This is a genomic window from Microterricola pindariensis, assembly GCF_002936985.1.
In the GTDB taxonomy this organism is placed as follows: Bacteria; Actinomycetota; Actinomycetes; order Actinomycetales; family Microbacteriaceae; genus Microterricola; species Microterricola pindariensis.
This window is the reverse complement of the sequence record NZ_MPZN01000092.1, coordinates 1-10,478: the sequence shown is the minus strand read 5'-3', so window position 1 is coordinate 10,478 and position 10,478 is coordinate 1. Positions and strand designations below refer to the sequence as shown.

Here is a 10,478-nt window from a genome sequence, read left to right as displayed (position 1 = left end):
CTGCTGCACGAGGGGTAGCGCCCCTCTGGCGGGGCTGTTGGCCTCGGTCGCTGGCGCTCCCTCGAGCCAACGTGAATCCCCCGTCGGCTGGAGGGCGCCGCCCCTCCCCACGTCGGCTGAGCGAGGAACGAGCGAAGCCCCGGAGCCAACAGGATCCGGGGCTTCGACGGCTGGTCGCCGGAGCGGCCTAGTAGAGCAGCATCGCCAGGCGCTGACGCGCGGCGATGACGAGCGGGTCGGTCGTGCCGACGACCTCGAACAGCTCCAGCATCCGCTCGCGCACCCGGTTCTTGCCGTCGGCGTCGAGCTTCGGGAACAGCGTCAGCAGCCGGTCGAACGCGTCGGCGACGTGCCCGCCGGAGAGGTCGAGGTCGGCGACGTCGAGCTGGGCGTCCAGGTCGTCCGGCCCGGCGCCGGCGGCCGTGCGGATCTGCTGCACGGTCTTTCCGGTCAGGCGGTGCAGCAGGCTGACCTGGGCCAGGCCGGCCACGGCCAGCTCGTCGCGCGGATCCTGCGCGATCGCCGTCTTGTAGGCGGCGATGGCGGCCGGGTAGTCGGCGCGCTCGATGGCTTCGTACGCCTCGGCGTGCAGCGGCGGCAGGGGCTCCTCGACGGGCTCCGCTGGCTCCGCCGCGGCCCCGCCGACGCCCTCGGTGCCCTCGGTGCCCGCGTCGGCGGCGACGGCACTGCCGGTCACGCCGTTCTGGGCGGCCAGCGCGAGGAGCTGCTCGACAATGTCCAGCAGCTGCGCCTCCGGGATGGAGCCGGCGAACAGCGGAACCGGCTGCCCGGCGATCACGGCGGCGACGGTCGGCACCGACTGTGCTTGGAAGGCCTGCGCCAGCTGCGGGTTCGCCTCGACGGCGACCCGCACCAGCACCAGCCGGCCGCGGAGTCCCGCGACGACGCGGCGCAGCACGTCGCTGAGCGCCGTGCTCTGCTCCGCCCAGTCGGCGTAGAGGTCCACGAGGACGGGCACGTGCTGCGAGAGCTCGAGCACCTCGCCGAAGTTGGCGTCGCCGGCCTCCAGCACGAGGCTCGGGATCTGCACGGGCGCACCCGGCTGGCCGGGCGCACCGGCCGCCTGGCCGGGCGCCGGTGTCGGCGCGTTGGCCCGCTGCACGAGCGAGCTCAGGTCGACGGCTCCGCGGAGGCTGGCTGCTGAGGGGGGAACGTTGGTCACGGGATCTCCGATGCGGCAATGAGGCTGTGGGCGAAGCCGAGGAGACGAATCTTCTCGTCGGAGCCCTGGGCGGGAACATAGAACAACAACTGGTCGCTGCGGGTCGAGGTGAGACCCTTCGTGGTCTTCTCCACCCCGGAGAGCGACTTCGTCGGGCTGGCCTTGAACTCGACCGTGCCGTTGTCGTTCGGGGTTGCGCTCTCCATCTGGTACAGGTTGACGGCCACGACGGCGCCGGAATCGATGGTGCCGAGCGCGACGGTGTTGCCCGGTCCCGGCTCATTCGTCAGGGTCAGGTCGGTCGTCGCGGGGAGCGCGGCACGGCGCTCGGCCGTGGCCGCGACGCCCACCTGCGGCACGAAACTGTCGTGCTCGATGTCGAAGAGCGGGTAGTACTCGCTCTCCGTGTCCTTGAGGATCACGTCGCCATAGGCGGCGGCCAGCTTGTCCGGCTCCATCACCAGGAACTTGGTGTCCGGCGCCACCGGCGGGGCGCCGATGCTGGCCGGCGCGACCTCCGGGAAGACGGCGTCGGCGGCCAGGGTGATCGCGTACTCGACCTGGTAGTTCTCCCGCGGGCTGTTCTGCGTGAGCACCAGCGTCATCGGCGCGATGGTCGGGTCTTCCTCGTTCAGGATGACGGTCAGCACCGTGCGCGGCCAGCTCGAGTTCTGCTGCGGCAGGATGATCTCCAGCGGCGACGCCGGGATTGGGGCCGGCAGCGCCTGCTCGGGGAAGCCCGCCCGGATCTGGTAGTTCATCTGGCGCTCGAGCAGTGCGGGACCGGTGAAGCGCGCGGGCAACAGCTCAGCGTTCATCGTGCTGTCCGCCTCGTTGGCGGTGACGGCGACGTTGCGCACGATCCGCTCCAGCTGCGGCACGGTGACGGCGGGCGGCGGCAGTTCGTCGAACTCCTCCTGCGCAGCGGTGACGTCCGGTGTCGGCGTCGCCGCCGTCGTGGACGGGGCCGACATGTCCGGCCAGAACGAGGCGGAGCAACCGGAGAGTGCGAGGCCGGAGATCAGCAGAACGGGCAGGACGGCGATGCGGGAGGAGCGCCCGATGGACTTGCGCTGGGCGCCGGTGATCTGGATGGCCTTGATCATCTTCGGCTTGGGCGCGCGGGGCAGCTTCGGCATCCTGGGGCCCTTCGGCAGGTTGCGGCGCGGGCCGCGGGAACGGCGCAGGTGCAGCAGCGCCAACAGGTAGAGGACCAGGCCGACCAGCAGCAGCAGGGCGCCGCCGGCGATCAGCGGGCCGGCCCACGGCGTGGAGTTGTCGAGTGGCCAAGAGAGGCGGATGTTCTTCGGGGCGGGCGCGGTGCCGTCGGTGGCGACCAGCACCGAGATCCCCTCCGGCACGTTGACGGTGGCGGAGATCGAGTTCTCCCCCGACCACTCCTCCAGCCAGAGGTCTGAGCCGCGCGGGTTGGGGTTGGGCGCGGTGGCCGGGAGGCCGTTCGAGTTCACCTCTGGCACGCGGGCCTGGTCCATCGGGTTGACCGTCTGCCCGCGCACGACCGTGGTGGCGAGCTCCTTGGCGTCCTCGTCGTAGCTCACCCGGGTGAAGTCGATGTCGCCGAGCCACGCCTCGATGTCGGCGGTGCGCCCGTACGACATGAAGGTGTCGCCGGAACCGCGGATCGAGACCGTCTGGGCGCCCTCGTGTGCCAGCAGAGCGTCGCTGTCGATGACGGTGAACGGGCCGTTGCCCTCCACGGTCGTGCCGACAGAGACGCTCGCCGGCTCAAGAAAAACGGTGCGCTGGGCAATGCCCAGCGCAATCATGCAGGCCGCGGCGACAAACGCCACAATCGCAAGAACAAAGCGCACGAACTCTCCTTTTCTGTTGCCTGAAACCACGACCGCACAGGCGCGGGGGCGCCGTGCAACAGCGCGAATGCGCCGCTCACAGGTCGAAATGGCAACAGCCAAAGACATTTGAGACTATCGGTACTAGCTGAAAGCAACCCCAACCAGCCATCCAATAGTGCTGTGTGGCCGTCGGCAACCCCCAGAAAATGCCGCTAAAATCAGTGAGGCTCGCAGCGTGATCTCTTGCGCTGCTCTGACCGACTTATAAGGAGAGCGATCGTGGCAACCGACGAGACCGAGTTCACCCAGGTATTCCGGGGCTACGACAAGGACGAGGTCGACAAGGCCATCCAAGGCCTGCGCCGTGACCTGATCAAGTCGAATGCGCACGGCGTGGATGCGGCCAAGGAGATCAAGCGCCTCGGCATCCGCATCGACGAGCTCTCCGCCGAGCTGGAAGAAGTCGGCAGCCCGACGTTCTCCGGCCTCGGCACCAAGCTGGAGAACACCCTGCGCGTGGCAGAGGAGCAGTCCACCCGCCTCATCGCCCAGGCCGACATCGACGCCGAGAAGCTGCGCAGCTCCGCTGCCGGCGAGGTGGAGAAGCTGCGCACGGAGGCCGCGTCGCTGGCCGAGCGCACCGTGAGCGACGCCAGGGCCAAGGCCGCGCGCCTGCTCGAGGCCGCCCGGCTCGAGGCCGACGACATCGTCGCCCGCGTGCACGACGAGCAGGAGCTCATCACCCAGGAGGCACTGCGGGATGCCGCCGCCATCCGCGGCGCCGTCGCCACCGAGGCCGCCGAGCTCCGCGCCACCGCCAAGCGCGAGACCGCCGCCATCCGCGCCGAGGCGGAGCGCGAGGCCGCCGAGGTCGTCGTCGTCGCCAACCGGGAGGCCTCCGAGGCCCGCGCCGCCGCCGCCGGGCTCGCCCAGGAGACGGAGCAGACCCGTTCAGAGGTCGCCCTCGAACTCGACCAGGCCCGCGCCGATCTCGCCCGCGAGACCGAGCAGGCCCGCCTGGACCTGGCCCGCGACAACGAGCAGGCCCGCCTGGACCTGGAGCGCGAGAGCGCGGAATCCCGGCAGGCCCTCGCCGCCGAGATCACCGAGGCCCGCGCCGGCCTGGCGATCGAGCTGGAGCAGGGTCGCACAGACCTCGCCCGCGAGCTGGAGCAGAGCCGCGCCGACATCGCGCAGACGCGCGAGCAGGAGAAGACCGACCTCGCCCGCGAGATCGAGACCGCCCGCCTCAAGCTCAGCCACGAGCTGGAGCGCACCCGCGCCCGCCACGACGGCGACACCGAGCAGGCCCGCGCCGACCTGGCCCTCGAGCAGGAGCAGGCCCGCGCCGACTTCGAGGCGGATGCCGAGCAGGCCCGCATCGACCTGGAGAACCAGCTGACCGCCAGCCGCAAGAAGACCGGCCACGAGGTGCAGAAGATGCGCCGCGAGATCGAGCAGGCCCGCATCGACCTCGACGTCGAGCTCAAGGCCCGCCGGGACGAGGCGGAGCAGGATCACCTGCAGCGCCACCAGGAGGCCGTCGCCCAGACCCAGAAGTTCCTGGACGACGCCAACGCCCAGCTCGCCGAGGCGATCAGCCGGGCCACGGAGAACCGGGCGGAGGCCAACAGGCTGAGCAACGGCGCCCGTGACGAGGCCCGCGCGATCCTGGAGGACGCGGAGGAGACGGCCGCCCGCAGCATCAGCAACGCCGAGGCGACCGCCGCCGCGCGCCTGGCCGAGACCACCGAGCGCACCAAGGCGCTCGTGGCGGACGCCGAGGACCGCCTTTCCCAGATTAGGATTGAGCGCGATGCCGTCGCCGGTTACTTCGAGAGCCTGCGCGGTGTGCTGAAGCAGGCTGAGCAGGTGGCGTCCGACACGGAGTAATCCCCGGTTCGCCGCCGTCGATGGGGGTGTGGGCAATGGCGGAGCCGATGAGGATCCAGAACGCTTTTCGGCTGGGCCTGGTGGCGACGCTCGGCGTCGGCCTCGGCATCCTCATCCTCTCCTCGATCGCCTCGCTGTCCACGATCCTCACCTACATCGGCGCGGCGCTGTTCCTCTCGCTCGGCCTCGACCCGGCGATCGCATTCCTGGAACGGCACCGCTTCCCGCGCTGGGCGGCCATCCTCAGCGTTCTGGGCGCCGTGGTGGCGGCCCTCACCGGCGTCGTCTTCGCCGTCATCCCGATCATCAGCCAGCAGGTCGACCAGCTGATCCAGTTCGTGCCGGAGCTCACCCGGCGTTTCCTCTCCGGTGAGCTGGTCACGGCGCTGCAGGCGACATTCCCGAACCTGCAGGTGGAGGAGATCGTCGCGGCCGTGACCAAGGCCGTCAACGACTTCGTCACGAACCCGGACCAGCTCGCCGGCGTGTTCGGCGGCGTGCTCCAGTTCGCCGCCGTGCTGGCCACCGGCTTGTTCGGCGTCGTGATCGTGCTGATCCTCACGCTGTACTTCGCCGGCAGCCTGCCGTCGATGAAGCGGGGCCTCTACCAGCTCGTCCCGGCGAGCAAGCGAGAGCGCTTCTCCGACCTCAGCGAGCAGATCACGCAGTCCGTCGGCCGCTATGTCGTCGGCCAGGTGACCCTCGCCTTCGTCAACGGGGCACTGAGCTTCGTCTTCCTGAGCATCATCCAGGCGCCGTTCCCCGCGGTCCTGGCCCTGCTGGCGTTCACGTTCTCCCTCGTGCCGCTGGTCGGCACCATCACCGGCTCGGTGATCATCGTGCTGGTCTGCCTGATCCCCGGCCTCGGCTCGCCGCTGACGGCGCTCGTCGCGGCCATCTACTACATCATCTACATGCAGGTCGAGGCATACGTGCTGAGCCCGCGCATCATGAACAAGGCCGTGGCGGTGCCCGCCTCGGTCGTCGTCATCGCAGCGCTGGCCGGCGGCTCACTGCTCGGCCTGCTCGGCGCGCTGATCGCGATCCCCACCGCGGCCGCCATCCTGCTCATCATCAAGCAGGTGGTCATCCCCCGGCAGAACGCGCTCTAGGCGGCATTCCGCTCAGGCTGCGTAGCCGGGCCAGACCTCCGGCAGCGGGCCAGCGGAGGGGTTGACGGCATCGACGATCTCGTTGAGCACCCGCACGGTCTGCTTCTCCCCCACCCAGAGGTGCTTGCCGCCCTCGACCGGGATCACCCGAGTGGCCGGGGCGACGGCGAACCGCTCGGCGGCCTCGACCGGGCGCAGGTAGTCGTCGAACTCGGGGATCAGCGCGATCAGCGGAACGCTGGCCGACGCCCAGGCGCCGATCTCCTCGCTGCTGGCGCGGTGCAGCGGCGGGGAGAGCAGGATGGCCCCGGCGATGGGGTGCTCCAGGCCGTACTTGATGGCCAGCTCGGTGCCGAACGACCAGCCGAGCAGCCACGGGTTCGGCAGGCCGCGCTCGGCCACGAAGGCCATCGCCGCCGCGACATCCGCCCGCTCGCTCAGGCCCTCGCCGAAGTGGCCGTCGCTGGTGCCGCGCGGCGAGGAGGTGCCGCGGGTGTTGAAGCGCAGCACCGCGAGGTCGGCCAGCGCGGGCAGCCGGGCGGCGGCCTTGCGCAGGATGTGGGAGTCCATGAAGCCGCCGGCCGTTGGCAGCGGGTGCAGCGTGACCAGAGTGGCGACGGGCGGGCGGTCGACCGGCAGCGCCAGCTCGCCGACGAGCGTCAGACCGTCGCTGGTGTGCAGCTCGATCTCCTCGCGGAGCGCGGGCAGTTCGATGGCGCCGCGGATGGGCGAGCCCGGTGCGATCTCGGCGGTGTGCGTCATTTGAGCCTCCAACAGTGGCTGTGCCAGTGCCGGCGGTCAGCCAGCGATGCGTCGTCGCCCATCAGGCCGTCTGCGCGCCAGGCGACCACGTGGGCGACGCCGGGGGTGATGTCGAGCCGGCATCCGGGGCAGAGATAGACCTTGCCGGCCTGCGAGCCGCCGACGGGCTGCACCCACCACTCGCCGTCGCGCTTCCGCTCGACGCGCTTCCACCCCGACAGCAGCCGGCCGAGGCCGTTCTGCTCGTCGTCCGGCTGCCCTGAGGCACGGCGGGAGGGGCGGTTGTTGCGGGGCATGCACCCATTCTAGGCAGCGGGCGGGCCCGGCCTAGTACCAGCCGGACTCTTCCGAATGGGCCCACGCGCCGCACGGCGAGCTGTAGCGCCCGCTGATGTACCCGAGGCCCCACTCGATCTGCGTTCCGGCGTTGGTCTCCCAGTCCGAACCGGCCGAGCTCATCTTGGAGCCGGGCAGCGACTGCGGGATGCCGTAGGCGCCACTGGACGCGTTGTAGGCGTTGACCCGCCAGCCGGACTCGCGGCTCCACAGGGCGACCAGGCAGTCGAACTCGCCGGAGCCCCAGCCGCGGGCGGCGACGGCGCCCTGCGCGTAGGCCTGCGCCGAACCGGGGTCCGGGCTGACGGCGGGCGGCGCCCAGCCGGACGAGTTGGATGCGGTCTCGACGACGGCGGGCGGCGGCGGCGCGGGCGCCTCCGCGTCGTAGCTGTCGTGCACGACGGTGTTCGTGAAGTCGCCGGAGACGGCGACGGCCTGCGCCGGCTGCCCGCCGAAGCGGTCGCCGAGCTGGAAGTACGGGGACGCGACGGCGCCGGAGTACGGGTCGACGATGCTGACCAAGACGAAGGCGACGGCGGCGGTGAACGCGAAGCTGAACAGTGCCGCGCGGCCGCGGGTGCGGGGTCTCTGGTAGCGGGCCCTGGGCGCGATGCCACTGTGGACGGGCTGGAGGATTCCGGTGTGTCTACCCACGATCCCCCGATGCTAGCGGAGAATCGCGACGGGAGTCCATCAACGCACGGCCAGCATGACGTCGACGACGGCATCCAGCACGATGTCGACCTGGACCTCGCGGTAGCCGCCGCGCTGCGGGCGGAACACCACGGTGCGCACATCGTCGACCGTGATCGGCGTGCCCTTCTCGAAGTACGAGGCCAGGCGCGTGGCGAACTTGTCGACGTCCTCGACGCTGTAGCCGATGGTCAGGAAGCTCACCCGCTGGAAGCGGTGCTTGGCCGGGCGAGCGATCCGATTGAGGATCTCCTGCGCACTGCTGCGGGCCTCCTGGAACCAGGCGGCGTCGCCCATGGCCTGCGCGGCCTGCTCGCGCTCGCGGGCGGCGAAGGCGTCCTCGAGGCGTTCCAGGGCGGCATCCACGTGCGCGGTCGAATAGCCGTTCTTCGCCATGGCGAAGGCGGTGCGGCGGATGCCGTCGGCGCTCAGCGTCGTGTCGGCCGGGGCCGTGCCGTCGTAGACGGCGCGGGCGAGCCGGAGGAACTCCTCAACCTGCTCGACCTTGTAGCCGAGTTTGGGGCGGCGGGCCCGGGGAAAGGTCGTACTCACCGAACTTTTCTCCTCTGTGTCGTTGCGCTTCGCGGTCATCACACGAAAATCAGGTAGAGCACGAAGGCGACAGCCGCCGACGGCAGGATCGAGTCCAGCCGGTCGAGGAAGCCGCCGTGGCCGGGCAGCCACGAGCTCATGTCTTTGATGCCGAGGTCGCGTTTGATCAGCGACTCGGCGAGGTCGCCGAGCGTCGCGCTCAGCAGCATGGCGACGCCGAAGATGAGGCCGAACCACCAGGGCTGGCCGAGCATGAACAGGCCGAGCAGCACACCGGCGATGATGGTCGCCACGGCGCCGCCCGCGAAGCCCTCCCACGTCTTCTTGGGGCTGATCACGGGCGCCATCGGGTGCTTGCCGAACATCAGCCCGCTGGCGTACGCACCGGTGTCCGCCGCGATCACGACGATCAGGAACGCGAGCGTCCACCACTCGCCGCCGTCCTGGCCGACGAGCACGACGGCGAAGCTGGCGAGGAAGGTGACGTAGATCTGCACGAAGACGGAGGCGCCGAGGTCGGGCAGCAGCGCCGGGCCCGGCGTGCGCCGGGACGGCACCGCCTGCTCGACGAGCCGCCAAAGCACGACGAAGAGCGTGCCGAGCAGGATGGACACCCACTGGCCGGCCGCTCCCCCGTAGAACGCGGCGGGCACCACGGCCATGGCCGCGATCACCGTGGGGATGCGCGGCACCTGCCGCCCGCCCGCCCGCAGCGCGGAGGCGAACTCGTAGCTGGCGAACAGCACGAGGACGATCGCGAAGATCATGAAGATCTCTTTGACGACGATGAGGCTGAACAGCGTCACCGTGCCGAGCGCGAGCCCGATCAGGATCGCCAGGATGAGGTTGCGCCCGGTGCGGGCCTTGATCCGCTCGTTGGTGGCGTCCAGATGCGCCCTGGCCCCATCGAGCCCACGCTCAATATCGGCTTTGGTGGCTTGCGCCTGCGCGCGCAGCTCGGCCTTCCTGGCCTTCACCTGCGCCCGCAACTCGGCTTTCGCCCCTCGACCGTTCGGCGCGCTGGGCGGCGATGGGTCGGCATCCGGAACACTCTGCATGGGAAGCCCTAGACCTCGAGCAGTTCGGCTTCCTTGCGCTTCAACGCCTCGTCGATGGCGTCGACGTGCGTCTTCGTCACAGCTTCGAGCTCCTTCTCGCCGCGCGCCACCTCGTCGTCGCCGACCTCGCTCTTCAGCGCGTCGAGCTCGTCCTTGGCCTTGCGGCGGATGTTGCGCACGGCGACCTTGGCGTCCTCGGCCTTGGTGCGCACGATCTTGACGAACTCCGTGCGGCGCTCCTCGGTCAGCTCGGGCAGGGTCACCCGGATGACGTTGCCGTCGTTGGACGGGTTGGCACCGAGGTTCGGGGCGTTGCGCAGGGCCTGCTCGATGTCGCGCAGCGCACCCTTGTCGTAGGGCGTGACGAGGAGCGTGCGCGCCTCGGGGTTCGCCAACGACGCCAGCTGGGCCAGCGGGGTGGGCGTGCCGTAGTAGTCGACCATGATCTTCTGGAACAGCTGAGGGTTGGCACGGCCGGTACGGATGCTGGCGAAGTCGTCTTTGGCGACCTCAACAGCCTTGCTCATACGGGTGGCGGCATCGGACAGGGCATCCGCGATCACGGTGACTCCTTCAGGTAATGGTGGTTCAAGCTTAGTTGTTGTCAGTTGCTGACGATGGTTCCGAGGTCCGAGCCCAGGATCGCCGCCGTCACGTTGCCCTGCGGGGCCATGCCGAAGACCTGCATCGGCATGCCGTTGTCCATGCACAGGCTGAACGCGGTCGAGTCGACGACCTTGAGGCCGCTCTGCAGCGCCTCCTGGTAGGTGATGTGCTCGATCTTGTGCGCGTCCGGGTTGGTGCGGGGGTCGTCGGAGTAGACGCCGTCGACGCCGTTCTTGGCGACGAGCACGACGTCGGCATAGATCTCCAGCGCGCGCTGCGCGGCGACGGTGTCGGTGGAGAAGTAGGGAAGCCCGGCGCCGGCGCCGAAGATGACGACGCGGCCCTTCTCCAGGTGGCGCTCTGCACGGCGCGGGATGTACTGCTCGGCGACCTGGGTCATCGAGATGGCGGACTGCACGCGGGTCTCCGCGCCGGCCTGCTCGAGGAAGTCCTGCAGGGCGAGGGCGTT

General features: G+C 70.1%; 11 protein-coding genes. 2 read left to right on the top strand and 9 right to left on the bottom strand.

The window, feature by feature from the left end; genetic code table 11:
- Positions 1 to 187: 187 nt before the first annotated feature.
- Positions 188 to 1,183: a tetratricopeptide repeat protein gene (locus GY24_RS16260; protein WP_104477553.1), complete on the bottom strand. Its 996-nt coding sequence runs from the start codon at positions 1,181 to 1,183 to the stop codon at positions 188 to 190.
- Entirely contained in the window at positions 1,180 to 3,015 is a 1,836-nt protein-coding gene (locus GY24_RS16255; protein WP_133161229.1) for a hypothetical protein, read from the bottom strand. Before GY24_RS16255 ends, GY24_RS16260 begins: the two co-directional genes overlap by 4 nt.
- 261 nt (positions 3,016 to 3,276) lie before the next feature.
- On the opposite strand from GY24_RS16255, the gene GY24_RS16250 reads away from it, so the two are divergent.
- Together GY24_RS16250 and GY24_RS16245 are read left to right on the top strand one after the other, a co-directional pair.
- Positions 3,277 to 4,890: a DivIVA domain-containing protein gene (locus GY24_RS16250; protein ID WP_083363663.1), complete on the top strand. Its 1,614-nt coding sequence runs from the start codon at positions 3,277 to 3,279 to the stop codon at positions 4,888 to 4,890.
- A 47-nt stretch (positions 4,891 to 4,937) separates the two neighbouring features.
- Entirely contained in the window at positions 4,938 to 6,002 is a 1,065-nt protein-coding gene (locus tag GY24_RS16245; protein ID WP_104477557.1) for an AI-2E family transporter, read from the top strand.
- 12 nt (positions 6,003 to 6,014) lie between these two features.
- Here the strand turns inward: GY24_RS16245 and GY24_RS16240 are convergent, their stop codons facing one another.
- From GY24_RS16240 to GY24_RS16210, 7 genes are all read right to left on the bottom strand, one after another.
- Entirely contained in the window at positions 6,015 to 6,764 is a 750-nt protein-coding gene (locus GY24_RS16240) for an alpha/beta hydrolase (protein WP_104477549.1), read from the bottom strand.
- Positions 6,761 to 7,060, bottom strand: coding sequence for a hypothetical protein (locus GY24_RS16235; protein ID WP_104477547.1), 300 nt, complete (start codon positions 7,058 to 7,060; stop codon positions 6,761 to 6,763). The genes GY24_RS16240 and GY24_RS16235 overlap by 4 nt, the downstream gene beginning before the upstream one ends.
- A 31-nt stretch (positions 7,061 to 7,091) precedes the next feature.
- The gene (locus tag GY24_RS16230; RefSeq protein WP_233279426.1) at positions 7,092 to 7,754 is read right to left on the bottom strand and encodes an aggregation-promoting factor C-terminal-like domain-containing protein; all 663 of its coding nucleotides are present in this window, start codon (positions 7,752 to 7,754) and stop codon (positions 7,092 to 7,094) included.
- A gap of 39 nt (positions 7,755 to 7,793) precedes the next feature.
- Complete coding sequence (locus GY24_RS16225; RefSeq protein ID WP_231919404.1) at positions 7,794 to 8,345, bottom strand: DivIVA domain-containing protein; 552 nt, start codon at positions 8,343 to 8,345, stop codon at positions 7,794 to 7,796.
- A 38-nt stretch (positions 8,346 to 8,383) separates the two neighbouring features.
- A complete protein-coding gene (locus GY24_RS16220; RefSeq protein WP_083363658.1) occupies positions 8,384 to 9,403 on the bottom strand; it encodes a phosphatidate cytidylyltransferase in 1,020 nt (339 codons plus the stop codon).
- 8 nt (positions 9,404 to 9,411) lie between these two features.
- A complete protein-coding gene (frr, locus tag GY24_RS16215; RefSeq protein ID WP_104477545.1) occupies positions 9,412 to 9,966 on the bottom strand; it encodes a ribosome recycling factor in 555 nt (184 codons plus the stop codon).
- A 41-nt stretch (positions 9,967 to 10,007) separates the two neighbouring features.
- A partial coding sequence (locus tag GY24_RS16210; protein ID WP_133161228.1) for a uridine monophosphate kinase occupies positions 10,008 to 10,478 on the bottom strand: 471 nt, incomplete at its 5' end.